The sequence below is a fragment of the Pseudomonas sp. IT-P2 genome, assembly GCF_949767575.1.
Lineage (GTDB): Bacteria > Pseudomonadota > Gammaproteobacteria > Pseudomonadales > Pseudomonadaceae > Aquipseudomonas > Aquipseudomonas pharyngis.
Window position 1 is genome coordinate 232,526 of record NZ_CATKQA010000011.1, and the last position, 25,158, is coordinate 257,683.

26 protein-coding genes and 1 pseudogene are annotated in these 25,158 nt (G+C 56.8%); 7 read left to right on the plus strand and 20 right to left on the minus strand.

Annotated features, from left to right (window positions below; translation table 11 throughout):
• Nucleotides 1-84: 84 nt before the first annotated feature.
• The 8 genes from ACM6JM_RS07900 to ACM6JM_RS07935 all read right to left on the minus strand — a co-directional run bounded on the left by ACM6JM_RS07900 (nt 85) and on the right by ACM6JM_RS07935 (nt 6,852).
• Nucleotides 85-1,275, minus strand: coding sequence for an MFS transporter (locus tag ACM6JM_RS07900; protein WP_414881620.1), 1,191 nt, complete (start codon nt 1,273-1,275; stop codon nt 85-87).
• Nucleotides 1,276-1,413: 138 nt separating this feature from the next.
• Nucleotides 1,414-1,773 carry a hypothetical protein gene (locus tag ACM6JM_RS07905; protein WP_414881621.1) on the minus strand — a complete coding sequence of 120 codons (360 nt, stop codon included), beginning with the start codon at nt 1,771-1,773 and terminating at the stop codon, nt 1,414-1,416.
• Nucleotides 1,774-2,323: 550 nt separating this feature from the next.
• Nucleotides 2,324-2,956 (minus strand): glutathione transferase, encoded by a 633-nt coding sequence (gene yfcF, locus ACM6JM_RS07910; RefSeq protein ID WP_414881622.1) that lies wholly within the window; start codon nt 2,954-2,956, stop codon nt 2,324-2,326.
• A gap of 133 nt (nt 2,957-3,089) precedes the next feature.
• Entirely contained in the window at nt 3,090-4,019 is a 930-nt protein-coding gene (locus tag ACM6JM_RS07915; protein ID WP_414881623.1) for a LysR family transcriptional regulator, read from the minus strand.
• Nucleotides 4,020-4,055: 36 nt separating this feature from the next.
• Nucleotides 4,056-5,030, minus strand: a complete 975-nt coding sequence (locus ACM6JM_RS07920) for a quinone oxidoreductase family protein (protein WP_414881624.1) — start codon at nt 5,028-5,030, stop codon at nt 4,056-4,058.
• A gap of 308 nt (nt 5,031-5,338) precedes the next feature.
• Nucleotides 5,339-5,698, minus strand: coding sequence for a DUF6124 family protein (locus ACM6JM_RS07925; RefSeq protein ID WP_039773181.1), 360 nt, complete (start codon nt 5,696-5,698; stop codon nt 5,339-5,341).
• 356 nt (nt 5,699-6,054) lie between these two features.
• Nucleotides 6,055-6,411: a hypothetical protein gene (locus tag ACM6JM_RS07930; RefSeq protein ID WP_414881625.1), complete on the minus strand. Its 357-nt coding sequence runs from the start codon at nt 6,409-6,411 to the stop codon at nt 6,055-6,057.
• Nucleotides 6,412-6,633: 222 nt separating this feature from the next.
• Nucleotides 6,634-6,852, minus strand: a complete 219-nt coding sequence (locus ACM6JM_RS07935) for a hypothetical protein (RefSeq protein ID WP_011333849.1) — start codon at nt 6,850-6,852, stop codon at nt 6,634-6,636.
• A 378-nt stretch (nt 6,853-7,230) separates the two neighbouring features.
• On the opposite strand from ACM6JM_RS07935, the gene ACM6JM_RS07940 reads away from it, so the two are divergent.
• Complete coding sequence (locus ACM6JM_RS07940; protein ID WP_414881626.1) at nt 7,231-9,318, plus strand: ATP-dependent nuclease; 2,088 nt, start codon at nt 7,231-7,233, stop codon at nt 9,316-9,318.
• Nucleotides 9,303-11,219, plus strand: a complete 1,917-nt coding sequence (locus ACM6JM_RS07945; protein WP_085667167.1) for a UvrD-helicase domain-containing protein — start codon at nt 9,303-9,305, stop codon at nt 11,217-11,219. Before ACM6JM_RS07940 ends, ACM6JM_RS07945 begins: the two co-directional genes overlap by 16 nt.
• Before the next feature lie 129 nt (nt 11,220-11,348).
• On the opposite strand, the gene phnE is transcribed toward ACM6JM_RS07945, so the two are convergent.
• The 5 genes from phnE to ACM6JM_RS07970 all read right to left on the minus strand — a co-directional run bounded on the left by phnE (nt 11,349) and on the right by ACM6JM_RS07970 (nt 15,531).
• On the minus strand, nt 11,349-12,116 hold the full coding sequence (phnE, locus tag ACM6JM_RS07950) for a phosphonate ABC transporter, permease protein PhnE (RefSeq protein ID WP_414881627.1): 768 nt from the start codon (nt 12,114-12,116) through the stop codon (nt 11,349-11,351).
• On the minus strand, nt 12,113-12,940 hold the full coding sequence (locus ACM6JM_RS07955; protein WP_414881628.1) for a PhnE/PtxC family ABC transporter permease: 828 nt from the start codon (nt 12,938-12,940) through the stop codon (nt 12,113-12,115). The genes phnE and ACM6JM_RS07955 overlap by 4 nt, the downstream gene beginning before the upstream one ends.
• Complete coding sequence (locus tag ACM6JM_RS07960) at nt 12,934-13,731, minus strand: phosphonate ABC transporter ATP-binding protein (RefSeq protein ID WP_414881629.1); 798 nt, start codon at nt 13,729-13,731, stop codon at nt 12,934-12,936. The genes ACM6JM_RS07955 and ACM6JM_RS07960 overlap by 7 nt, the downstream gene beginning before the upstream one ends.
• Nucleotides 13,728-14,582: a putative selenate ABC transporter substrate-binding protein gene (locus tag ACM6JM_RS07965; protein WP_102718319.1), complete on the minus strand. Its 855-nt coding sequence runs from the start codon at nt 14,580-14,582 to the stop codon at nt 13,728-13,730. Before ACM6JM_RS07965 ends, ACM6JM_RS07960 begins: the two co-directional genes overlap by 4 nt.
• Before the next feature lie 109 nt (nt 14,583-14,691).
• Nucleotides 14,692-15,531 carry a type 1 glutamine amidotransferase domain-containing protein gene (locus tag ACM6JM_RS07970; RefSeq protein ID WP_085667162.1) on the minus strand — a complete coding sequence of 280 codons (840 nt, stop codon included), beginning with the start codon at nt 15,529-15,531 and terminating at the stop codon, nt 14,692-14,694.
• Nucleotides 15,532-15,632: 101 nt separating this feature from the next.
• Here ACM6JM_RS07970 and ACM6JM_RS07975 point away from each other — a divergent pair, with 101 nt between their 5' ends.
• Nucleotides 15,633-16,559: a LysR family transcriptional regulator gene (locus ACM6JM_RS07975; protein ID WP_103386842.1), complete on the plus strand. Its 927-nt coding sequence runs from the start codon at nt 15,633-15,635 to the stop codon at nt 16,557-16,559.
• A 6-nt stretch (nt 16,560-16,565) separates the two neighbouring features.
• On the opposite strand, the gene ACM6JM_RS07980 is transcribed toward ACM6JM_RS07975, so the two are convergent.
• Complete coding sequence (locus ACM6JM_RS07980; RefSeq protein ID WP_414881630.1) at nt 16,566-17,558, minus strand: zinc-binding dehydrogenase; 993 nt, start codon at nt 17,556-17,558, stop codon at nt 16,566-16,568.
• Between the two features lie 116 nt (nt 17,559-17,674).
• A complete protein-coding gene (locus tag ACM6JM_RS07985; RefSeq protein WP_011333860.1) occupies nt 17,675-18,571 on the minus strand; it encodes a LysR family transcriptional regulator in 897 nt (298 codons plus the stop codon).
• 164 nt (nt 18,572-18,735) lie between these two features.
• On the opposite strand from ACM6JM_RS07985, the gene ACM6JM_RS07990 reads away from it, so the two are divergent.
• Complete coding sequence (locus ACM6JM_RS07990) at nt 18,736-19,485, plus strand: SDR family NAD(P)-dependent oxidoreductase (RefSeq protein ID WP_085611803.1); 750 nt, start codon at nt 18,736-18,738, stop codon at nt 19,483-19,485.
• A 6-nt stretch (nt 19,486-19,491) separates the two neighbouring features.
• On the opposite strand, the gene ACM6JM_RS07995 is transcribed toward ACM6JM_RS07990, so the two are convergent.
• Both ACM6JM_RS07995 and ACM6JM_RS08000 read right to left on the minus strand, forming a co-directional pair.
• The gene (locus ACM6JM_RS07995) at nt 19,492-20,163 is read right to left on the minus strand and encodes a paraquat-inducible protein A (protein ID WP_064381884.1); all 672 of its coding nucleotides are present in this window, start codon (nt 20,161-20,163) and stop codon (nt 19,492-19,494) included.
• Nucleotides 20,160-20,756 (minus strand): paraquat-inducible protein A, encoded by a 597-nt coding sequence (locus ACM6JM_RS08000; protein WP_085667158.1) that lies wholly within the window; start codon nt 20,754-20,756, stop codon nt 20,160-20,162. The genes ACM6JM_RS07995 and ACM6JM_RS08000 overlap by 4 nt, the downstream gene beginning before the upstream one ends.
• 159 nt (nt 20,757-20,915) lie before the next feature.
• Between ACM6JM_RS08000 and ACM6JM_RS08005 the strand changes: the two are divergent.
• Nucleotides 20,916-21,107, plus strand: a pseudogene (locus ACM6JM_RS08005) (hypothetical protein); the annotation flags it as partial.
• A gap of 154 nt (nt 21,108-21,261) precedes the next feature.
• Here the strand turns inward: ACM6JM_RS08005 and gstA are convergent.
• A complete protein-coding gene (gene gstA, locus ACM6JM_RS08010) occupies nt 21,262-21,876 on the minus strand; it encodes a glutathione transferase GstA (RefSeq protein WP_414881631.1) in 615 nt (204 codons plus the stop codon).
• A 108-nt stretch (nt 21,877-21,984) separates the two neighbouring features.
• On the opposite strand from gstA, the gene ACM6JM_RS08015 reads away from it, so the two are divergent.
• The gene (locus ACM6JM_RS08015) at nt 21,985-22,887 is read left to right on the plus strand and encodes a transcriptional regulator GcvA (protein ID WP_414881632.1); all 903 of its coding nucleotides are present in this window, start codon (nt 21,985-21,987) and stop codon (nt 22,885-22,887) included.
• Nucleotides 22,888-23,010: 123 nt separating this feature from the next.
• Nucleotides 23,011-23,436: a cupin domain-containing protein gene (locus ACM6JM_RS08020; protein ID WP_102687743.1), complete on the plus strand. Its 426-nt coding sequence runs from the start codon at nt 23,011-23,013 to the stop codon at nt 23,434-23,436.
• Between the two features lie 94 nt (nt 23,437-23,530).
• Here ACM6JM_RS08020 and ACM6JM_RS08025 read toward each other — a convergent pair whose 3' ends face one another.
• Together ACM6JM_RS08025 and ACM6JM_RS08030 are read right to left on the minus strand one after the other, a co-directional pair.
• Nucleotides 23,531-23,935, minus strand: coding sequence for a response regulator transcription factor (locus ACM6JM_RS08025; protein WP_052266604.1), 405 nt, complete (start codon nt 23,933-23,935; stop codon nt 23,531-23,533).
• A complete protein-coding gene (locus tag ACM6JM_RS08030; protein WP_414881633.1) occupies nt 23,932-24,924 on the minus strand; it encodes a response regulator in 993 nt (330 codons plus the stop codon). The genes ACM6JM_RS08025 and ACM6JM_RS08030 overlap by 4 nt, the downstream gene beginning before the upstream one ends.
• Nucleotides 24,925-25,158: the final 234 nt, after the last annotated feature.

A 25,158-nucleotide genomic window follows, 5' to 3' on the forward strand; every position in this document is an offset into this window, starting at 1 on the left:
GAAGACATCCTGACCGAGGACCTTTACGTGGTGTTCTGCGGAATCAATCCGGGTTTATTGGCGGCAGCGGGTATCCGGCATCCATCACTTTGCAACCGAAACCATGATCGACTCCAGTCCGGGATGGTTATTTTTATAAAAAAGTTCGGAGTCTGCCGCATCTTCAAGGAAAAACCAGATGGACTTCGAAAGTGCTGCATGAAACAAGACAAACAGGAAAATTGCGCAGTAAACCAATAGCAAACCATGGGTGCCGAACTGCATCATCGTTGTTCCCATCATCATATAAGAGGCCGAATTTGCGAGTTGGCCGACAATAAGTGTGGCGGCCATTAATCTGATACGAACTCCAGACGGCACCGAGACAGTTCTCTTATCCATCCCAATCAATGAAAGCGAGGCACTGGAAGCTCCTGCAATAAAGAGGCATGGAGCCAGTTGCCAGACTTCGACAGAGAGAGCCGCTGTGACGAGGGAGGCGGTTAATAAAGTCCAGAGTCCAATATATTTGTTTCGCTGGTTGTGTCTTCTGGCAACAAGCGGGCTCAAAAATAACAGGCCACCGATTGCGCCTCCCGCAAATATGGCGTTGAACAGGCCGACACTGCTTTCAGCGAGATTATGGGTGTGAATTTGAATTGGAACCAGCATGGGTACTGTGGCAGTAACAGCCAGGCTCAACATGAAACCAGCAACAGTCAGGAATCTTTCAGGTGGAAGAATTAATTTAAGTCTAATTCCCAAAAACATTTCCCGAACTCGTTGTGCCGGCGATTTTATCTGTGTCGAGTCGGATTTGAGGCTGTGCGGCAATACGAACGCTAACCCCATTGCGAACACACCCACAATGGCTGCAAAGAGAAGTGAGGCTTGTGGGGAAGACAATCCAATGACAACGCCCGCCAGGAGCGGGCCAATAACGCGACTTATGGTTACGATGATGCGCCGGATGCGAAAGGCATGTTCTATTCGAACTTTTTCTACGGTTTCAGCTGGATAAACACCGAAAAGAGATTGAACGACGCCGAAAGCCGCGACCGCAAGGATGTCAATTATCAGCAGAGCCTCTATCGAATACGAAGCGGAAACAGACACGTAGCGCAGGATGCCGGTCAACGCAATGGCGATACAACCCGCTCTTAGAGCGGTGCTGCGTCGCATGACTTCGACGCGGGACGCCAAAAACAGTATGGAAATGACGGCGGCAAGGGCCAGCCCCGTTTCATAGGTTGCCAGCTCCAACAAGTTTCCACGCTGAACGATAATAAGGGGCACGGTTGCATTCCAACAGCCGAGATATATCCATATTAAAGCTTCAAGGCAAAGATACTTTCTAAATATGCTCAAGCCATATGTCCTTTAATTGCACGAGATCTGCAAGGGTTATCCATCTTGCAGATCTCATGCGTCAGGCTAACTTGCTACGAAGTGCTTGACGTTAAAACTTTCCGCACTAACGCCAAATTTCGAAAACAAGTGTCCATGCATCTGGTTCTTGTAGATGTCTCGGTTTTTGTCGAAGTATTCGCGGTCATACCACCTCACTCCGAAAAACATAGTCAGTCCTTTGACGACAGTCATCATTTGCCAGTCATAAAGAACCGATTCCAGCGGGCGTGCAGCCAGCTTTTTATCAGATTCTTTGACGGCGATGATACACCGGTCAAGTTCATCCTTGCTGGAAAAGACAACCTCGCAGTTGGTTAATGCAACAACAGGCTTGTCAATTTCACGCTCTCCACTAATGACCACTTCGCATTTCTGAGATTCCATTCTATCTCTCCAATTTGTCGTTGGTTGCGCATGTATTAATATGCTTGCGACTTGGCAAAAGGCAATGCGATCCCTGTGTAGAGTTTCCAGCCATGACTGCATGCCGATATCGTACAAAGCGGATGAACAGTATTAGACAGTATTCTCCTTGTCAAATGAATGGTGGGGTAAATGGCTGAGGAAAATATTTTATACTTATGATTAATAGTTATATCCAAGTGAAAGAAAGCCTTGTTGTAACAAACTGATCAGAATGTGGGGGGCGTGCATTGGTATTTAAATATCAATCCTGTGCAGACCAGAATTTCGGTATTGGCAAGCTATGGTTGTGCAAAGCGAACTTCATCTGGCGTTCAGCGCAATCATGTAAGCGCTGAACATGTCCGCCATCCCCTCGGCGCGGGCGGTGATTTCCGCGTCGGTGCGCGGGCTGAGTGAGAAATCCTTCCCGAACTGAGCGTGGCGAGAAAAGGGGACAGAAAAGGGGACGGACAGAAAAGGGGACGGATTTATTTTCTGAAAAGTAAATCTGTCCCCATTTTTAGTACCGCTAAATTCGAGGTCGTTCCAGCTTAATCCACTCTTGTACCGTCGGGCGCTGCCATTGGCGTTGAGCGTAATCCTCCAGTTGAGCCGGCACCGTGTCCCCATTGAGTATCAATCGGTTCAGCATCAACGCGAGATCAACATCGGCGATCGACCATTCACCAAAAAGGTAGTCCGGATTGTCGGTCAGCAGCCATTGAGCGACATCAATCAACTTTTGCTTGGCAGCCTCAGCCGACGCTGACAATGGTCCGTATTTCTGTCCATAGAACACGACAAGGGTAGAGCGCTCCTGTCGGATCGGGAGCAAATCACTGCGTAGCCACGCTTGAACTTGCCTCGCTGCCGCGCGTTTTTGTGGATGCTGTGGGTAAACAGGTGTTTGGGGGAACACATCTTCCAGGTATTCGGTGATCGCCGATGATTCCGACAACGCAAAGTCACCATGCACGAGGGTGGGCACTCTTTGAGTCAGGGAAAGACGGGCGTAATCGCTGGCCTGGTTCTCCAGTTTGTCCAGGTCCAGGGTGCTCATTTCGAACTCGATTCCCTTTTCTCGAAGGGCCACAAAGCACGACATTGCGTAGGGACTGGTGAATTGAGCATCGACGTAAAGGCGCAGGCTTGAGTCATTCATAGCGTCATCTCCATATGCGGAATGGCCACGCTAAAAGATTGAGCGCCTTAAAGAAAATTCATGTTTTTTATGGGGGCATTCCCATCAGGAATGGACAAAAAGGCCGACACGATTTCCCATCACCGTTTGCAAATCAGCGGGCCAGCGTCACCCAAGGCGCACCTTCAGCAAAAGCGCCCTCGATCCAGTCCTTGAACGCCGTAGTCGTCGCCGTGTTGAACCGCGCCGAAGGCCGCACCAGATAAACCCCCGTGTCCGCATCCAGTTGCCACTCGGGCAGCACCCGCACCAGACGCCCCTCGCGCAGTTCTTTGGTCATCAGCCAGTCGCCGCCGGCCAGAATCCCAACGCCCATGCGCGCGGCACACAGCTGCGCTTCATTGTCGTTGCTGACCAGTCGGCTGCGGATTTTCAGAGTGTGTTTCTCGTCGCCACGGGTCAGCCGCCATTCGGGATACGAATGCAACCCGGTAAACCCCAGGCAATGATGATCGGCAAGATCCGCCGGCGTTTTCGGCTCGCCGTGCTGTTGAAGATAGGAGGGCGCGGCACACAGGATTCGGCGGTGATCGCAGAGCTTTTTCGCCACCAGCCGATTGTCCGCCAGCTCGCCAATGCGGATCGCTGCGTCGAAACCTTCGGCGACGATATCTACAAAGCGCTCGGCATATTCAACCTCCAGCACCACGTTCGGATGGGCCAGGGCGAACGCCGAAACGATATCGCCCAGCCACAGCCGACCCATGGCGGCCGGCAGGGCGATGCGCAAACGCCCGCGAACTTCGGCGGCACCCTCGCGCGCATCCTGCTCCGCTTCGGCGATCAGACTGACCGCATGCCCGAACCGCGCCACCAGCCGTTGCCCCTCATCGGTGAAACGCAATTGCCGGGTGGTGCGCTCGATCAGCCGCACCCCCAGCCGCGACTCCAGCGCGCTGAGCCGTTTCGACAGCACCGAGGGATGGCGCTGCAACGTCCGGCCCGCCGCCGCAAACGAGCCGTGCTCGGCCAGGGCCAGCAGGGTGGCGACTTCATCGGCCTGACGGCTATCGAACAGATCCATGCAACGACAACCCTCGTGGATGACGCGGAAAAAGACTCAAGGCACCAGCACAACAGCCCCCGGCAAACCGCCCCGGTGCAGATCGGCATGGGCCCGGGCGGCGTCCGCCAGCGGATAACGACGCCCGACATTGGGCTGGATGATACCGGCGTCAATCGCTTGCAACACGTCCTTTGCACGCTGCTGGTATTCCTCCGGCGTGGCGGTGTGGGCGGCGAGGGACGGTCGGGTCAGGAACAGCGAACCCTTGGCATTCAGGGTGCTGATCTCGACCGGCGCCGGCGCCCCCGACGCCATGCCGAACGACACCAGCAACCCGCGCGGGCGCAGGCAATTCAACGACGCCTCGAAAGACACCCGGCCAATCGGGTCGTACACCACATCCACTTTCTTGCCTTGGGTGAGGTCGACCACCGCGTCGGCCAGCGTCGCCGCCTCGAACACCAACACCTCATCACAACCCGCCAACCGGGCCCGCTCGACACTCTCGGCGCTGGACACCACACCAATCACCAACGCCCCCAAATGCTTCGCCCACGGCACCATGATCTGCCCCAGCGCACCGGCCGCGCCGTAGATCAGCACCGTCGACCCCGGCCCGACCGGGTAAGTGGACTTGAGCAAATACTGCGCGGTAATACCCTTGAACAGCACAGCCGCCGCGTCCTCGAAGCTCAGGCTGTCGGGGATCTTCACCAGCCGATTGGCCGGGTAGAGGCGGGCGCTGGCATAGGCGCCGATGGGGCCCGTGGCATAGGCGACCCGGTCGCCGACCGCCACGTTCGTCACATCGGCCCCTACCGCCACAACCCGCCCGGCGCCCTCAAGCCCCAACCCGGAAGGCAACGCCAACGGCGCGGCACCGGAACGTTGGCTCAAGTCGAGCGGATTGACGCCAATGGCGAGCTGCTCAAGCCAGACCTCGCCGGGGCCGGGTGCTTGCGCGGTGGATTGCTCAAGCTGAATGACTTGCGGCTCACCGGTTTGATGGATGACGGCGGTGGTGACCATGTTGAATGCTCCTTTACGTTGATCGTGGGGAAGAGTCTAAAGGCCTGCGTTTGGAGCACTAGTCGGGTTGAATGCAGTTCATATGTGCATTCGATGCAGTAATTGGATCAAGGCCCAGTGGTTCGAATTCAATGCCCTTTACTGAAACGCAAGCAGCCCGGGCCGACGCCTTCGTCGTTGACGAGGGTGTCGGCCCGGGCTGTTTTGCATTCCATGAACCTCTTGAGCCTCACTTTTTCCTGCAACGGGAGACTCAATAAGTCGCGCTGTAGAAGCCGCCGCGAACGGCTCCTACAGCCATCGCCGGGTTACGCGACCTCGACGTGATCCAGCGCCTGATTCACCGCCAGCTCGGCAATCATCACGATCTGCGTAATACCGATCGCCGTCTTGCGATGCGAGGGATCGAGCGTGGCCGCGAAATTACTCAGCATCTCACTGGCTGCACCGAGGTTTTCGCTGGCGTTGGCCAGCAGGCATTCGGTGTTGAATTTCGGATTGGCCAGGTACATCCGCTCGGGCTCGTTCAAGGACGACATGATCCCGGCGGCGGGGAAGAGGTAGTGATCCAGCGCACGCTCGGCGGCGTCGTGGAGTTTTTTGGAGTTGGGGGATTCGTAGGGGGAGGTGGGGTCGGTTTCGGGTGGGTTGGGTGTTGGTTTGATCATGGTGAAACTCCTTGTGTCGTCATCAGGAGCCATCACCCACTCGCTACCAAACGTTGGGTGGTGGCCATACGCAGGTTGGTAGACCGGGACACAAGGAGACCGGCGCGCCCGAAGACGCCCTGTGCATGGCCACCATAAAACCGGGGCGATTGACCGCCGCGATGGTGGGCTCTGCATCTTGTGTTTGTCTCGGGCTACCAAACCCCATCACTGTTTTTCAGTGACCGGGAAACGATAAGACCCGCGTCGTAGACGCACAAGCCGGCGGATTCTGGCGTAGTCGTAGGCAATGACGCAAGGCGTTGTAGCCTTGGGGAAGTTACGGCGGGTTGCTTTAAACGGAGCTGTTTAAGCGCTCAAAGCCTGGAGGAAATCTCCTTCCAGATGTAGCCGTAGTTGTATCGCAGCCAGCGAACCAACGCCTTATCAAACTGCCTGCGAAACCAGCTGTTCTCCCTCGCTGCCAGTCTTTCCTCGATCATTGCCCTGAGCGAGTCTGGATCAAAGCCAGTCCATACCGGAGGCACAGCGGCCACAAGGTTGGTGAAGCACACCGGCGCGACCTCTGAATAAAGGATTTCGTAGAGCACGTCAGGATCGATGCCTCTGACCTCCGCCGCTATGTAATCGTATTCGACCGGCAAATCGTTGAAAGGCCAGGAGAGTGCGGCTCTGATGTCGGTCAGCTGCGGCTCAGTCAGAAGATGTCCCAAAACCAGAACTCCTTTAGTTCACCACTCAGTGGATGGGGACAAGGGACGGGGATATTTCTTGAAAGATAGTACTGGGCTTAATTGGCAGAAAGGGAGCGGAGGGATTTTCAGGACTTCGGAAAATGCGGGATTTATGCGAGCCATTCGCGGTGGGCGAGAGCGCTCGGCACGGAACCAAGCGCTCAGGGTAGGGCGGGGCACTTACGGCTCCACCCTGATGTTTCAGTTTTTGCTGGCGTTCAGCTTGCGCAGTTCTTCGTAGGTCGCCGACTGGACGAACCAGAAGCCGGAAATGATGCACCAGCACAGGGTGCCGGCCACGAAGATACCCAGCGCCGGCAAGAACCCACTGGTGAAAATCGCGACGATAGCGACTAGCCAGATGAATGCCAGGGAGAGATAGAGGACGGTGTTGTTGACGCTGATGACGAAGTCTTTCACGGGGCATATTCCTTGCGGGATGTAGAAAAAATCCCCCTCTCCGGGGGGAGCGAACGCATGCTATCACATTGCCTTCATGGGGCAAGAGAAGGGGCTCTCATAACTGGCCAGTACAAAATTTCCTGATTCGCTCGTCCAGCGTGTATTGCGTATGCATTTTGATGGCATTGAGCTATACCTCAATGACTACATTGTCTAGGGAGCGATGAATGACGAGCGAGTTTGAAAAAAAATGACAAGACTTTGGATCAACTGTGATGAGTTTTAGGTAACAAAGGATGTTGAAAATGTAAAAAAGAAAAAGCCTTCAGGTATTTAACGGGGTTCTCGTTTTTTTCATAAGGTTAAGAATTCTATTTAATGGTGGTGGTGCGCACAATGAAAGTGTCAAAAGTTGAAATTTTAAACTATCGGCTTCTACGGAATTTTTCGTTGGAACTGGAGAGTGAACTTTCGCTGGTAATAGGGAAAAACAACTCGGGGAAGACGTCTCTATTGTCAGCATTTGAGAAGTTTGTCGTTGAGAGTACTAAAATTTCCATTGATGATTTTAATATAAATCTAAGGGAAAGGCTTCGCGAGCTAGTGTCAGGAGAAAAGCCAATTCCCACAGAGGAAGAGTATGTTTCTATCGGTATGCACTTAAGGATGGTAATAAAATATAATGAACAGGATGATCTGGGTCAGGTTTCGGAACTTATCATGAGTCTTGATCCGGAAGATAATTTAATTAATTTGGGATTTGAGTATAAGTTATCTCACTCTCAACTTGTTTCTTTCTGTAGTGCGTATCAGGAAGATAAAGATAATTATGATAACGATGCGCTGCTTTATATCTCGGAGAAACACGGAAAATATTTTGGTGGTGTTGTTCGTAAAAGCTACCTCAGTGGCGACTTTTCTAAATATACGGATTTGTCAAAAGAGAAAATTTCGCTTGAAGAAGTGTTGTCATTTAGATCGATTAGCGCGAAGAGAAGTGTGACAAATAAGGATAACGACAAAACGCTCTCGGTGCAAACCGCTAAAATTTATAAAAGAACGGATGAAACTGAAGAGCAGAAAGAAACTGTAAATTTGTTCAAGAAGAAGTTGAGGAGTACTGATAAGGATTTGAGTGCGGTCTACCAGAGTATGTTTGCTAAGCTTCTCGGTAGCGTGGAGAGGTTTGGTGGTATTTCTCACGCGGAAACTTCGTTGACTATTTCGTCAACTTTACAGCACAGGGAATTGCTTGAGGGTAATACTACTGTCCTTTATCGACATGAAAATCACGATTTGCCTGAGCATTTTAATGGTTTAGGCTATATGAATTTGATCAGCATGATTTTCGAGATTGATTTGCTGATGACGTCCTTTAGGCGAGCACTGAATCAAAGGCCTGCCGCCATAAATATACTATTCATTGAGGAGCCAGAAGCTCATACCCATCCTCAAATGCAATACGTATTTATTAAAAATATCAAGGCGCTTTTGGCGGAAGGAATAAAGCGAGAGGATGGATTAAACGTAAATCTTCAGACTGTGATAAGTACGCATTCTTCGCATATTGTCGCTGAATGTGATTTTGACGACATAAAATACATGAAGAAATCTGGCGGGGAAGTGCTTTGTAAAAGTCTGAAAAGCCTGAAGGATGATTACTTTAAAGCGCATGATGAGGAAGGAGCTGGGCATTTTCGATTTCTAAAGCAATATTTGACCTTGCATCGCGCGGAATTGTTTTTCGCGGATAAGGTTATTTTGGTGGAGGGAGATACAGAAAAAATATTGCTTCCCGCTATGATGAAAAAACTAGATCAAGAGTATCCCATTGAAGGCGTCGCTCCTTTGTTGTCGCAGAATATTTCCCTCGTCGAAGTCGGTGCTCACTCTCAGATATTTGAAAAATTTCTCCGTCTTGTCGGGATAAAAACACTCATTCTTACTGATATTGATACCGGGAAAACTACCGTGGAGTCCGACGGAAAGAGTGTGGAAAAAAGAGTAACTAAAAAATGCCCGCCGCTCGATCCGGGAACTGATCATACCTCTAACAATGCACTTTGCTTTTTCTATGGGAAGAAAAGGGAAGATATTAAGTTTTTCCTCGATTTGGAAAAGGATAATAAAATATTGTCTTATTTGGAGGGGTGGACACCTAACAAGCAGGGAGATTTGTTTGTCGGATTTCAGACTGAAGAGGAGGGCTATCGTGGGAGAAGTTTTGAAGATGCATTTTTTAGTATTAATAAAAAATTCTTAGGTAATGACTCCGCTAGGTTTCCTTCGCTCGTTGCGAAGCATTTTGAACTGTATGTGAATGGAACTTATACTCCTTATGAGTTTGCAGAGAAGGCTGTAGATAAAAAAGCTGGTTTAGCTATTGATATTCTATTAAATAGCGTTCCATCTAAAGGTTCAGAATTTTCAAACTGGAAGACGCCTGCATATATCCAGGAGGGATTAGAATGGCTGCGCAATTGATGGAGAATAAATACAGTGAGGAGACAGATGAAATTCTTGCAGCTACTAGGGAAGGTAAAAATTTCCTACTAAGTGGCGGCGCTGGAAGTGGTAAGACCTTTTCACTGGTTGAAACGATTTCTGGTCTTATCGAACAGAAACCTCTTGCCGAAATTGCTTGCATTACTTATACAAATGCTGCTGCGCAAGAGGTCGAGCACAGGGCCAGTCATGAAAATCTTTCTGTTTCAACTATTCACGATTTCCTATGGTCGAGTATCAAACATTTTCAAGTAGAGCTAAAAGAAACACTGATTTTTCTGATTAATGATGATGGCCAAAAATTATTTAAAGTGACTTTGGATAATGGGGAGCCTGACAGGGTTGAGTCTATCGATGGGGATGTTGAATATAAAGAGTATGTAAAGCTGAGAAAAGGGGTTGTTTCTCATGATCAAATTCCTGTATTGGCTCATGCAATGTTTTCAAAATATCCAAAGCTATGCAGGATAATAAATGATAAGTTTAAATTTATTTTGGTTGATGAATATCAGGATACCAGCCCCCTTGTTGTGGAAATACTGCTTGAGCACCTTGCGTGTACAGATAGACGCAACACCGTAGGTTTTTTTGGGGATGCAATGCAATCGATTTATGATAAAGGTATCGGAGATCTTGACGCCTACAAAGGTACTGGCAAAACCAGAGTTACGGAAATTATAAAAAAGCAAAATAGAAGGAATCCCGTTTCAGTAATAAGTCTGGCGAATGAGTTTCGAACTGATGGGCTTGTCCAAGAACCTTCTAATGATCACGCTGCTCCAAATATGGAAGATGGCAAGCCAATAATTGGCACCGCAAGGTTTTTTCACTCAAAAAAATCCAATGTTGAAGTTGTAAGAGACTATTTACGGTGGGACGATTCGCCTTTGCTTACAAAGGAGTTGAACCTTACTCATAACTTGATTGCCACAAAGGCTGGTTTTCCTGGGCTGATGAGGGTTTATGACGGGGACAAAATTTTAGAATATGTGGATAGACTAAGGTCCCTCATTAAAGTTACTGTCCCAAAATACTGTCCAGAAGGTAAGACCTTGGAGGAGGTAATTGCAGATTTGGAAAAAGGTAAGGTCGGAAATGAGCTGAAGAAAGTGCGTCCGACGGATGGTCAGGTTGAATATTTTGATAAATATTCTGAATCTTTCCGTTTGGCATTGTCGCAACAGTTTCTCGATTTGACTTCAATATACATTGACAAAGATATGCTTATTGATGATCAGAAAGCAGATCAAAGCATGCTCGGTGGAGGAGGGACGACTCGGGACAGTTTGATTAAGCATGTTCATAGAATTCAGACGCTAATTAAGCTTTACCAAGAAGATAGCTTTAATGAATTTATGAGGGCAACGGATCTAAAAATAGTCTCTCAGAAAGACAAATTTAACCTTCGAGAGGAAATTAGAAATTTAGCTAGTTTGGAAGGTAAAACAATCGGAGAGGTTATAGAGCAAGCGCATAGAAAAGGTTTGGTTAGAAAAGATGATCGGCTGGAGAATTTTATAAAGCAAAGGTTTTATGTCTATGCGCAAGTTTGTGATCTGGATTTTTCAGAGTTTCAAAGTCTATATAGATATATAGATGGCAAGACGCCTTTTTCGACCCAGCACAAAACCAAAGGGCGCGAGTTTGATAATGTACTGGTAGTTATGGATAATGGAAGGTGGAATAACTATAACTTCGAAGCGTTCTTCACTGGCGATGGTAAGGATACCGTTATAGCGCGCACTAGTAAAATTGTATATGTGTGCTGTACTCGTGCTAAGAAGAATCTTGCTTTTTTTTATCCGGAGCCATCAAATGCCGTTATAGAAAAGGCGCAAAAGTTATTTGGTGAGAATAATGTGATTGATTTGGATAAATAAAAATAGTTCGTCAGATTGGAGTGCTCGATTTAGTGGGTAAGCAGTATAAAATTGCTAAAAGGCCGAAGTTCTTAGAGCAACGGCCTATATTTCTGACAACCCCCGATAGAGGTATTTGATTGCAACGACTTACGCCTTAACCCACCGCCCCCGCCCCCAAGCACTCAACGAATCCACCCCCCACACAAGCACCAACATCGCCAAGATCACCGTCCCCGCCTGCGCCTCCTGAAACAAACTCAAGCTCACATACAACATCTGCCCCAAACCCCCAGCCCCGACAAACCCCAGCACGCTGGCCATCCGGATATTGTTCTCCCATCGATACAAACAGTACGCCAGCAACTGCGGCGCCAGGTTCGGCAGCGTGCCGTAACAGAACGCCAAAACCGGATTCCCCCCTTGCAACCGAATCGCATCCGCCGGTTCCGGCGGCGTGTTTTCCAGTGCCTCAGCAAACAACCGCCCCAGCACGCCCGTGGTGTGCAGGGCCAGCGCAAGTGTCCCGGCATTCGGCCCAAGCCCAGCCGCCAGCACCATCAACGCAGCCCACACCAGTTCTGGAATCGCGCGCAGTGCATTGAGCAGCAGGCGCGCGGCACTCTGAAAAAACCAGCCAAAGCGGCCAGCGGCGGGGAGCGCCAATAACAAGCCCAGCACAGCGGCGAGGAGGGTTCCGAGGGCGGACATGGCGAGGGTTTCCATCGATCCGCGCAGGATGGCGCTTAGGTAGTCAGCGCTGAGGTCCGGGCTGAGGAAGCGCGCCACATACAGGCCCATCTGTTTCAGGCTGGTAGCGCTGCCGAGTTCTTCAAGATCAAGGCCCAGGTAGGCAAATGAGGCAATGACGGCCGCGACAATGGCGAGGATCAGCACCGAATTGATCAGGCGTTTCATGCCAGCCTCCAGCGCAGCAGGCGGCTGAGTTGGTCGGCGCCGAGGACGAGGAGGAGGAAGGTGAGGAGCATGCTGGCGACTTCGCCGCCGGCGAACATGCGGATCGATAGGTCGATCTGTTGGCCGAGGCCGCCGGCGCCGACGAAGCCCATGACCACCGAGGCGCGGATGGCGCATTCCCAGCGGTAGACGGTGTAGGAGAGCAGTTCCGCTGCGACGTTGGGCAGTACGCCGTAGGCGAAGCTGGCGAGGCGGCCGCTGCCGGCCTGGAGCAGGGCGTGGGCCGGGCGTTGGTCGGTGGATTCGTAGATTTCGGCGTAGACCTTGCCGAGCATGCCGCTGTAGGTGATGGCGATGGCCAGTACGCCCGCCGCCGGGCCGAGGCCGACGGCGCGCACGAACAGCAGGGCCCAGACGATTTCCGGCACGCTGCGCAGGAAGATCAGCAGCCCGCGCACCGGCCAGCGCAGCAGGCGGCCCAACAGGCTCGGGCGGCCGCTGCGGGAGGCGGCGGTCAGCGACAGGGCGCGGCTGGCGAGCAGGCTGGCCGGCACCGCCAACAACAGCGCCAGGGCCATGCCGGCGGTGGCGATGGCCAAGGTTTGCAGGGTGGCTTTGAGGAGTAATTGCAGAAACTCGCGATCATGGGCCGGTGGCCAGAACATCGACACGAAGCGGCCCATTTCACTTTGGCTGTCGGCGTGAAACAGCACGCCCAGATCCAGCTCGCTGAGCTGAATGCCGGGCCACAGCAAGGCAATCGCCAGCCCGGTCAGCAGCAACCGGGGCAGTGCGGCGGGGTCGCGGGTGTAGGCGCTCAGCATCGCGGAATCTGCACAATCAGCGGGGTGACGGCGGGCGCCGGGGATTGCAGTTGTTCGTTGGCGTAGAGGGTGTCGAGCATGTCGCGGCTGACCTGCGCGGACGGGCAGTCGAACAGGATCTGCCCCTCGCGCAGACCGACGATGCGCGGGAAGTGCGCCAGCGCCAGTTCCACCGCGTGCAGGCTCGCCACCAGCGTGACGTTGCGCTCGCGAGCATGGCGCGACAGGATCGACAGCGTGTGCCCGGCCAGCACCGGGTCCATCGCCGAGACCGGTTCGTCGGCCAGCAACACTTCCGGCGCCTGATACAGCACGCGGGCAATGCCGACCCGCTGCAATTGCCCGCCGGACAGTTGCTGGCACTGGCTGAAGAGTTTGTCGGCCAGATCCAGTTTTGCCAGGGCCGCGCGGGCGCCGGGCACGTCGAGCGGATGCAGCAGATTGATCAGGCTTTTGCCCAGGCTCCATTGGCCGAGTTTACCGGCCAGCACCGCCGTCACCACCCGTTGCCGGGGCGGTAGCGGCGGCGCCTGATGCACCAGACCGATGCGCGCACGCAGGCGCTGCCGTTGGCGGGCGGACAAGTGCCAAGCGCGCTCGCCCAGCACTTCGATGTCGCCGCTGCTGGGCCTAATGGCGGTTGCCAGCAGGTTCAGCAGGCTGGATTTACCGGCGCCGGACGGGCCGATGATCGCCACCTGTTCGCCGGCCTCGATCTGCAAATCCACGCCACGCAAGGCCTCCACGCCATTGGTGTGGTGCAGAAAAGCCTGTTTGAGGCGCAGCGTCATTTCAGCAAGTCGGCGGCGCGGGCGGCTTCCTCGATGCCTTTGTAATTGTCCGGGCTGGTTTCGATGAAACGGCTGGCGGCTTGCAGGTCGAGGATTTTCTTGTGCTCGGGGTTGGCCGGATCGAGGTCGAGGAAGGCTTTTTTGATCTTCGCCGCCAGCGCCGGGTCGAGGGTGCCGCGCACGGTCCAGTTGTAATCGAAGTAGGCCGGGGTGGTGGCGAAGACCTTGACCTTGTTGGTGTCGACCTTGCCGGCGTCCACCAGTTTCTGCCAGACGCTGGCGTTCAGCACACCGGCGTCGACCTTGCCGGCCTGCACCCAGGCCACGGTGGCGTCGTGGGCGCCGGAGTAGCCGACGCGGCTGAAATAGCTTTCCGGTTTGATGCCGTCCTTGAGCATGAAGTAGCGCGGCATCAGGCTGCCGGAGGTGGATGACACGGAGCCGAAGGCGAAGGTCTTGCCCTTGAGGTCGGCAAGGCTTTTGACGTTCGGGTCGGCGGTGATGAATTTACTGGTGAACTGGGCGTCTTGTTCGCGCTGCACCAGCGGAATGACCTTTGGATCACTTTTCAACTGCGCCTGGACGAAAGTGAAGCCACCGAGCCAGGCCAGATCGAGACGGTTGGTGGCCAACGCTTCGACCACTGCCGGGTAGTCGGCCACCGGCACAAACTCGACTTTCATGTTCAGTTGCTTCTCCAGATAAGACCCCAGCGGCTCGAACTTGCGCAGCAGCTCGGTCGGGGCTTCATCGGGAATCGCGCTGACCTTCAACACCTCCGCGGCTTGCGCCAGCACGGCGGACAGGGACAGGGCCAAACCAGCGGTCAGTGCCAGGGTTCGCTTGAGCATGGAATTCTCCGTTTCGTGGGCATCAAGGTCGATGCACCCGTCGATGGGCAATCATCGTCGGGTGCAACGTCAGGTTAGACGAAACGGTGAAAGTGCGAGGGCGCCGGGATCACTTCAAGCGGTCAACGAGGGTCTTGCCCACGGCCAGGGCCGACGCCGGGTTCTGTCCGGTGACCAGTTCGCGATCGACCACCACATGGCTGGCCCACGGCGCCGTGTTACTGCTGAAAACACCGCCGGCCTTTTCCAGTGCCGTCTGCGGATAGAACTTCATCGCGCCGCCGTTCAACAGGCCTTTGGCGATTTCTTCTTCCTGATTGCTGATGACCGTGAATGTGTAGCCGGCGTAGGTCCAGTTGTTTGCCGTCGTGGTTTCGCCGGTTTCCAGTTGGCGGGTGAATGCGGTCGGATCCGTCAGGGTCGACAGCAGTGCAATCGGGCCGTGGCACACCAGCGCTGTGGTTTTGCCTGTTTGATGGAAGTTGTTCAGCAGTTTGCCCAGCGCCTGGCTGTGCAGCAGATCCTGCATCGGTGCGTGGCCACCCGGAATGTAGACGGCATCGAAATGCTCGTAACCGACTTGCTCGACCCGCGACAGGCTGATGACCGGCGATTCACCGGGCGAGGTGATCTTCAGTTGTTCCAGCAGCGCCTTGTGGGTCTGCAAGGCTGCCACGTCATTGTTGAAATACATCTTGTCGTCGGAGGAACGATCCAGCGTCGGCGCCTTGCCGGTCGGGGTGGCGAAGGTCACGGTGTGGCCGGCATCGAGCAGCAGCTTGACCGGTTGCATCAGTTCGTTGAGGTAGAAACCGGTGCTGAAGACCTTGCCGTCCTTCAAATCGAGATGGTCGGAGTCCGACAGCACCACCAGCACATTGGCCGCCTGGGCGTTCAACGCGGCAACGGAGAGAGACAGGGCGAAAGCAAGACGTGTAACTGAGCGCATGGCGATTCCTGAACGTGGAAGAAAGTGCGGCTCACTGTATTGATGCTCATCGCGGCGATAAACTCGCGCCACAGCAAAGCATTTGTTCTCTGGAGATCAAGATGAGTCGCCGATTCGATTATCTGGCCGACGTCGAAGTGTTTGTCACGGTGGTGGAAAAGGGGTCGCTGAGCGCCGGTGCAGTGTTTCTCGCAACCACGCCGTCGGTGGTCAGCCGGGCGATTTCGCGGCTGGAGGCGCGCCTGGGTGTGCAGTTGCTGCGGCGCACCACGCGGCGTTTGAGCCTGACCGACGCCGGTGTGTTGTATCTGGAGCAGTCGCGGGCGGCATTTGGCCTGATCGACGACGCCGAGCGCACGATTCAGGGACAGGACGGCGAACTCAGCGGCCGCGTGCGCCTCAGCGTGCCGACCACTTACGGCCACTATCGTTTGCCTGCCATGCTCGGCCGTTTCACCCGGCAACATCCGCAAGTGCGCGTTGAGTTGAGCATCAGCAATCGCAACGTCGATTTGGTAGCCGAAGGCTTCGACCTGGCTATTCGGCTGGGCGCGTTGCCGGACAGCGGGCTGATCGGGCGCAAGCTGGAGGACGCCGGTTTATGTGTGGTGGCCGCGCCGGAATATCTGCGACGGGCCGGAACACCGCAGCGCGTCGACGATTTGCAGCGGCATGCGTGCCTGCCGTTCGTGATGCCCAGCACCGGGCGCGTCGGGCCGTGGCTGTTCCGTGAGCAGGGCGAAGACCGCGAATGGCTGCCCAGCGCCAATATTCAGGTGTCCGACGATGTGCTGGGGATTGTGTCGCTGGCGGAGCAGGGGCTGGGCATCTGCCAGACCTATGACTTCATTGTCCGCGAGCGGATCGAGAGCGGGCGACTGGTGCGCCTGCTTGAACAGTCGGGCGGGCGCTCCCGACCGTTCTCGGTGATCTATCCGCCGCACCGGCAGCTGTCGGCTTCGGCGCGGGCGCTGATTGATTGTCTGACCCGAGAGGTCAGTCAAGGCGTTGGGGAAGGCCTCGACTGACGCGATTCAAACGACGGGCAGACGCGTCACCCATTTCCCGCCACCCGCGCCGTCCTTCAGGGCGCGCAAGGCCTGGGGCAACTCATCGAAGTCGAACATCTGCAGCGCCGGGCCGATCAGGCTGCCGTCCAGCAGGGCTTGCAGCAACTGCTCGCCGTTGCGGCGCAAGGTCTGGCGATCGTGCAGGCTGGCGTGGACGTGGAAGCTGTTCAATGCCACTTCATGCAGCGAAATCGCGCTGGTGAACGCCGGCAGTGGCGCGCTTTCCTGACGATCCTGAATGCACACCAGATGGCCGTTGTAGCCCAGCAGGTCGGCCATTTTCGCCGCGTGAGCGCCGCTGACCGTGTCGAATACGGCGTGCAAACGACGTTCGCCGAGGCTGGCTGCGAGTGCACTTTGCCAGTCCGGTTCGCGGTAATCGAATACGCCGACTGCGCCCAGGGCCTTGAGCTTTGCGTGATGCGCGCCGGACGCGGTCGACCAGACCCGCCATCCGCGTTGTACCGCCAGTTGCACCAGCAGCAGGCCGACCGCGCCGCCGGCGCCGATCACCAGCACATCGGCCGCGCCATTCGCGGGGACTTTTTCCACGGCTTGCCACGCGGTCAAACCGGGGCAGGGCAGTGACGCCGCTGCGGCATCATCGAGCGCGGCGGGTACTGACAGCACGGTGGCGGCGTCGAGCAGGCAGTACTCGGCGAAGCTGCCATCGCTCGCCAGTGATTGGTGATACGCCACGCGACTGCCGGGTTGCAGTGTCACGCCGGCGCCGGCCGCGACCACCACGCCCATGCCGTCGACACCCGGCACACGGCCGGTGTGCCACGCGGAGTGGCCCCACTCGATGATCTTCCAGTCCACCGGGTTCAAGGCGATGGCGCGGTTGGCCACCAGCACTTGGCCGGGGCCGGGTTGCACGAGGGGTTTGCGGGTCAGTGTCAGGCCATCCAGCCCTTGGCCGGACGTCCAGGCCCAGGCAGCGTAATCGGTTTGCATTGTGCGGTTTCCCATGACTGTCAATGGCCGCCAGTATCGGTGGCAACGGGCATGAGAAGAACCGGCCCTGGGTCAAAGGTGTTTTGCGTAAAAGTCAGCAATGCTCCCGCAGCACCTCAATCGACCTGCGCAAACCGCTCCACCAGCCAATCAATGAACACCCGCACCCGATTGCTCAAATGCCGGTTCGGCGGATACAGCACATGAAACGGATACGCTGGCGGCCGCCAGTCCTCGAGGATCGGCACCAGTTCGCCGCGCTCGATGGCGGTCCTGACCGTGTAGCTGAAGGTGTGGATGATCCCCAGCCCGGCGAGCCCGGCCGCCAGGTGCGCGTTGCTCTCGTTGACGCTGATCAGGCCTTTGCCTTCGATCTGGTGGCGTTCGCCGTTGCGCTGGAAGTTCGATGGCAGGATGCGCCCGGTGGAGGCCGAACGGTAGGCAATCAGCTGATGGCTGGCCAGGTCGAGCGGGTGGCTCGGGGTGCCGTGGCGTTGCAGATAATCGGGCGTGGCGCAGGTGGTCCACGACACTTCGCCGAGGCGGCGCACGGCCAGGGTTTGTTCGGTCAGCGGGCCGCCGCGAATCACGCAGTCCACCCGCTCACTGATCAGGTCCACCGGGCGGTCGCTGACGCCCAGATCAACCTGGATGTCCGGATAGCGTTCGAAGAACTTCGGCAGTTCGGGGATCACCAGCATCGTCGCGGTCGAGCCGCCGATGTCCACGCGGATCTTGCCGCGCGGCAGCCCCTGGGCCTGGCTGAAGCCTTGATCGATGTCGTCCAGTTGATGCAGCAATTGTTGGGTCAATTGGTAATAAGAGGCGCCGTCGGCCGTGACGGTGAGGCGGCGGGTGGTGCGTTGCAGCAGGCGTACGCCGAGGTGGTTTTCCAGTTGGCCGATCAGTTTGCTGACGGTGGTTTTCGGCAGGTTCAGCGAATCGGCGGCTTTGGTGAACGAACCGCTTTCCACGACGCGGGCGAAGGTGCGGATCGCCATTAACTGATTCATCGGTTCGGGCTCGGTGGGGTAGATGTGGTTGAGTATTGTGCATGTCTGTGCACAAACAAAACCGATTTTGCGGATTTTTCAATTCAATCGATCGGCCTAAAGTCGCTTCCAACGGCTCACCTACGACCCGTCACTTACCTCGAAACGGTTACTGGAGATTCATCATGAGCAACAGACTTGAAGGCAAAATCGCACTGATCACTGGCGGCACCACCGGCATCGGCCTGGCCTCGGCGCAGGAATTCGTCGCCCAGGGCGCCACCGTATTCATCACCGGCCGCCGTCAGGCCGAACTGGACAAAGCGGTCGCTGCCATCGGCCCGCGTGCCATCGGCATTCAGGGCGATGTGGCGAAGCTGGAGGATCTGGATCGCATCTACAGCGAGATTTCCGCCAAGGCCGGGCACCTCGACATCCTGTTCGCCAACGCCGGCGGCGGGGACATGCTGCCGCTGGGCGCGATCACCGAAGAGCACTTCGACCGGATTTTCGACGCCAACGTGAAGGGCACGCTGTTTACCGTGCAGAAGGCCTTGCCGCTGCTGCGCGATGGCGCCTCGATTCTGCTGACCTCGTCGACCACCTCGGTGCAGGGCACGGAGAACTTCAGCGTCTACAGCGCGAGCAAAGCGGCGGTGCGCAACTTCGCTCGGTCATGGTTGCTGGACTTGAAACCACGGCGCATCCGCGTCAACGCCATCAGCCCTGGCCCGGTGCGTACGCCAGGTCTGGCAGGGCTGGTGCCGGCGGAACACACCCAGGGGCTGTTCGATCAACTGGCGTCTATCGTGCCGATCGGGCGTCTGGGCGAGCCGAGCGAGATTGCCAAGGCTGCGCTGTTCCTGGCCTCGGATGACAGCAGCTTCGTCAACGGCATCGAGTTGTTCGTTGACGGTGGCACCGCGCAGATCTGATCTGACTCAAACCGCTTGATGCCCCGGCACTTGTTCAGTCGAGTGCCGGGGTTTTTCCGTTTCTTCGTCCGGCGCGTTATCCCAGATCAGGCGCGGGTCGAAACTCATGGCCGAGAGCATAGTGAACACGACCACCAGGCCGAAAAACAGAATCCCTACGCGCGGCTCGATATCCCCCAGCGCCTGGAATTTCACCAGCGCCGCCACCAGCGCAACCACCAGCACATCGAGCATCGACCAATAGCCGATCAGCTCGACGAAGCGGTACAGCTTCGAACGCTCCTTGCGCGCCCAATGGCTGTCCCGTTGCACGGTGACCAGCAGCAAGGTCAGCGCCACGAATTTCACCCCCGGTACGGCGATGCTGGCGACGAAGATGATGACGGCGATGTCCCACGCACCGTGTTCCCAGAACTCCAGCACGCCGCTCATGATGGTGCTGTCGGCGCCGCTGCCGAGCAGGGTGGTGTTCATCACCGGCAGCAGATTGGCCGGCACGTAAAACGCCAGCGCGGCGAACATGTAGGCCCAGGTGCGGGTCAGCGAGTTGGTCTTGCGCCGGTGTAGCGGCGCGTCGCAGCGCGGGCATTGGTGCGGTTCGCCGGTCATGTCGCAGGCCAGTCCGCAGCTGTGGCACAGGCACAGGTTGAGTTCGCTGGCAGTCGGTGGTCGTTTCATAGGATGTCCCACAGTTCGCGCACATCGCGCCCGGCGATGCGGATCAGCAACAGGCTGAGCACGGCCAGGGCAAACAGGCCGATGCCGGGAATGACGTCGAGCATGCCCGCCAGTTTGAACACCGCGACCATGGCACCGAGCAGGCAGACTTCGAGCATGCTCCACGGCCGCAGCGTTTCGAGCCAGCGCATGCACAGCTTGAACCCCGGCGAGCGGCGCGAAGCGAGGGCGAAGCTCAGGACCCAGATCAACAGCACCAACTGGAAGGCCGGGGCGATGATGATCGAGATCGCCGCGACCATCGCCATGAAGGTGATCGGCCCCTGACTCAGGGCCAACACTGAATCCCAGAGGGTCGCGCTGTTTTTCAGGCCCTTCATGCTGATGCTCATCACCGGGTAGAAATTGGCGAACAGCCACAGCATCGCCGCGGTGAAGCTCAGGGCCAGCCGTTGCTCCACGCTCAGGTTGTTGTAGCGCTGGAGCACGGCGCCGCAACGCACGCAGAGGGTCTTCTGGTGTCTGGCCAGCACGACTTTTTCGTACACGCAGTCGCAATGCTCGCAGATGATCAGTTGATCGGTGCTGGCCATGGGGCGCTCGACGGGAGGAGGGCTTGAACCCTCTTCACTATAGAAGCGCTGGGGCATTCGGCAACCGGGGTGCCATTCGTCCAACACCGGGCACTAATCATCGGGTAGTTGTTTCACACGTTCAGGTGCGGAATATCCCGCAACAAAACGGAGCCCTCCATGGACATTGATGAAGATGCACCCGGCAACCTGTCACAACAGGCCGTGACGCGCACCACCGACAACGAAACCGGCCATGATCCCCGCAAGGATGAGTCGCCAGTCCCCTTGCCGCCGGACGATGAAGCGCCACTGGAAGAAGACATGAGCGATGTGGCGGCCAACAATTCGGTGGGTTCTGAGCATCCGCAGGACGGCAACGGCTCGGGAAGCGCCGACGCCGACCCGCAGAGCACCGCCAGGGATGATGAGGACCGAGAAGCGCGGGGCCTGCCGGCAAGCGATCCGGAGTCGGGCGCCTGACTGCGCGCCGGCTCATTTGAGGGCGTTCGCGCAATCGGTCGCGTCAGAGCACCGGTTGCGTGGCTTCCTCTGTCGCGATGGCCGCCCGCACACTGGGCCGCTCGGCGATGCGCGATATGTAGCTCGCCAGCGCTGGCCAGTCTTCGATGGCGATACTGAATGTCGGCAACCACTTCAGCACCGTGAACAGATAGGCATCCGCTACGCCGAAGGCCTGCATCAGAAACGGCTGGGTGGCGAGGAGGCGGTTCAGGTAATCCAGACGTTTGAACAGTTTGTATTTGAAGAACGTTTTGGTGGTTTCCGGGATTTCGCTGCTGAACAACGGCGCGCTGCCGCCATGAATTTCCGAGCTGATGAAGTTCAGGTACTCCTGCAAACGCGAGCGCTCCCAGCTGCCATTGGCCGGGGCCAGCGCATGACCGGGCACGAGGTCGGCGAGGTACTGCAGAATCGCCGGCCCTTCGGTCAGCACTTCACCGTTGTCCAGCATCAGCGCGGCCACGTAGCCCTTCGGGTTGATCTGGCGAAAGTCTCGGCCGTCGGCGGTTTGCTTGGTCTGGTTGTTGACCCGGATCAGCTCGAACGGCAGTTCCAGCTCGCGCAATACGATGTGCGGCGACAGCGAACAGGTCATGGGGGCGAAGTACAGTTTCATGGGATCTCCTTGCTGGTGGAGGCTCAGAATCCGCCATCGCCGCTCGACTTCGCAAAGGACAAATCCGGTGCTAGCGTATGACAAAATCTCATGGACTGAAGAGGTCATATGCTGCCCCGACTGCCATCGCTCAATGGATTGCGCGCCTTCGAATGCGCCGCCCGGCACATGAGCTTCACCCGCGCCGCCGAAGAACTGAACGTCACGCAAACCGCGATCAGCCATCAGATCCGTCGCCTCGAGGATGAACTGGGCGTGCGTCTGTTCATGCGCTTGAAGGACGGTTTGGCTTTGACCGAGGAGGGCAATGCCTACTTGCCCGGCATTCGTTCGGCGTTTCTTGAGTTGCGCTACTCGACTGAAAAGCTGCTGGAGTCGAGCAACAACAGCGTCCTGACCATCAGCACCCTGGTGTCGGTGGCGTCCAAATGGCTGTTGCCGCGTCTGCCGTCATTTCGCGAGGCGCATCCCGAGATTGATGTGCGGATCAGCGCCTCCACCGAGTGGGTGGACTTTCGCAAGGGCGGCATCGATGCGGCGATCCGCTACGGCGACGGGAACTGGCCGGGGCTGCGGGCCGACTGGTTGATGTCCGACGAGATCTTTCCGGTGTGCAGCCCGCGCTTGCTGACCGGCGACAAGCCGTTGAATACGCCGGTGGACCTGGCCCATCACCCTTTGCTGCAAGTCAGCGGCGTGACCGCCAATGACTGGAACGACTGGCTGCATGCGGCAGGCCAGCCACCGCTGACGGCGAAGGGCCCGCGATTGACCTTCGACCTGGCGATGATGGCGGTGCAGGCGGCGATTGACGGGCAGGGCGTGTGCATCGGTCGCTCGACCTATGTCGATGACGATCTGCGCGCGGGCAGGCTGGTGGCGCCGTTTGATCTGCGCTTGAAATCCGCTTCCGGCTTCTACCTCGTCACGCCCCACGATCAGGCCGAATCGAAAAAGATCGTGGCGTTCAGAGGCTGGCTATCGCAGGTGCTGGCCAAACCCTTTGTATAAGCGTGTATCCATCGCGCCGCCGTACACAAACGGGTAACAAACCCCGTCATCAGGACACATCCCGCATACAGGCCTCGCCCAAAGTAGTGGCCAACACATCACTACTTCCAAGAGGACAACACCATGCGCCGCACACTTCTGATGACCGCTGCCGCCGTACTCGTTTCGCTGACCGGCCTCGCCCACGCGGCTGACACCCCATCTGCCGCCCCGGCGAAGAACTGGCAACAAGGCCTGAGCCGTACCGATCTGGTCCGACAGGATCTGGGTGCTGCGGATCGCGAAGTGATCCAGGCTCGCGTCGATTTCGAACCGGGCGTTACTTCGCCTAACCATGCGCATCCGGGTGTGGAGGTGGCTTACGTGATCAGCGGCACCTTCGAATACCGACTGGAAGGCCAGGCACCGGTGACGCTCAAGGCGGGTGATTCGCTGTTCATTCCGGCGGGCGTGGCGCATATCGCCAAGAATGTCGGCAACGAGAAGGGCTCGGAACTGGCGACTTACATTGTGAAGAAGGGCGAGCCGTTGCTGATTCTCAAGCAATAACGAACAGCGCCGACAAAAAAAAGGCCTGCCGATGTGGCAGGCCTTCTTGCGTCTGGCGTGCAGCCAAAGTCGTGGGTCGCGGCGAACGACCGCTTCAACTGTCGTTTTCGAGTGCCGACTCCACGGCCCTGAGCAGCACATCACCGGAGAACGGCTTGCCCAGGCAGGCGAAGGCGTTGTAGCGACGGGTCTCGGCCAGGGCGGCGTCGTCCCAATGGGCGGACATGCAAATGACCGGGAATTTCCTGTCTCGGGACGCCAGCGCCTGCATCACCTCGATCCCTGATAAACCGTGCATTTTCAGGTCCAGCAACAGGCACGCAATGTCCTCGAAATGTTCCTGCGCCAGGAAATCCTCGCCACCGCTGTATAACCGCGCGTGGTAACCGGCGGAGCGCAGCAGGTTGGCGAGGCTTTTACGTACGGAAGCATCGTCGTCGACGATGCAGACGATAACCGCGCTGACAGTGAGCGCGGGCGTGTCGGTGTCCTGACTCATGAAGGGTTCTGCACGCCGGACGGTGGCGGCGTGCTGATCAGGCCATACAGCTCGACGAGCCCGACGAGCGAGCGCGTCTGCATTTTCACCATGATGTGTTTGCGATGAACCTTGGCCGTCACTTCACTGGTGCCCAGCCTGTTGGCGATGTGCTTGTTGGACAGACCCGCGACGATCAACGGCAATACTTCACGCTCCCGTGGCGTCAGCAGGGCGGCTCGCTGGCGCACGCTCTGGACCCGCTGCCACTGCTGGAAATCAACCGCTGCGCGCTGGCGGGTCGCTTGCAGAATGGCCAGCAACTGGTCGTCGTCAAACGGCTTGGTCAGAAACTCGACGGCGCCCGCTTTCATCGCTTGTACCGACATCGGGATGGTGCCGTAACCGGTCATGAAAATGACCGGCCATGGATGTCCTCGCTCGCCGAGCGTCGACTGCAGCTGCAGACCGGTCGCCTCCGGCAGGCTGACGTCGAGCAACAGACAGGCGGGCCCGGCCTCGAGGTCAGCGCCAAGCAGCTCTTCAGCCGAATTGAAGATCCGGTGGGGCACGCCTTCGGCCCGCAGCAGACGGCTGAGTGACGTGCGCACGGAAGCCTCGTCGTCCACGATGAACACCGGCACGCTGTCCGGATCGATCGCAGGCTGATGCTCTGTTGCAGGGGCGCTCGCAGCGACCGGGTGGAACGGGGGCAGGGAAGGGGCACTGTCTTTCAATAATCGGTAACCTCGGCGCGGGACCGTCTGGATGATCTCATTCTCTCCAAATAACTTGCGCAGCGATGAGATCTGCACTTGAAGATTGTTTTCCTCGACGACGGTATCGGGCCAGACCTGGGTGAGCAATTCATCTTTGCTGACGATCCGGCCATCGGCCTGCATCAACACCGACAGCAGTTCGAACGCCCGTCCTCCCACGCGCAGCGGCCGTCCGTCAAGAAAGGCTTCACGCCGCTCCAGGGAAATAGTCGCTTGGCCGAGTCGGATCATACGGTTCTCTGCGTGGTGTCGAGTGAGTGGCACAGGGCGCCGGTTCATCAGGACGACACGCTAGGCGACGACCTCGCGCAATTCAATTATCCCGAGGGATAAGGCCGGTGGTTTTTCAATCTCTGCAACCGGTCGGGACAGGCGCTCGACGGCCATGATGGTGCCGGATGCGGACATGGGCATCACCACGAAACCTCTGCGCCAGAGCCTTGCGTATACTCCTGCGCCAGGCCT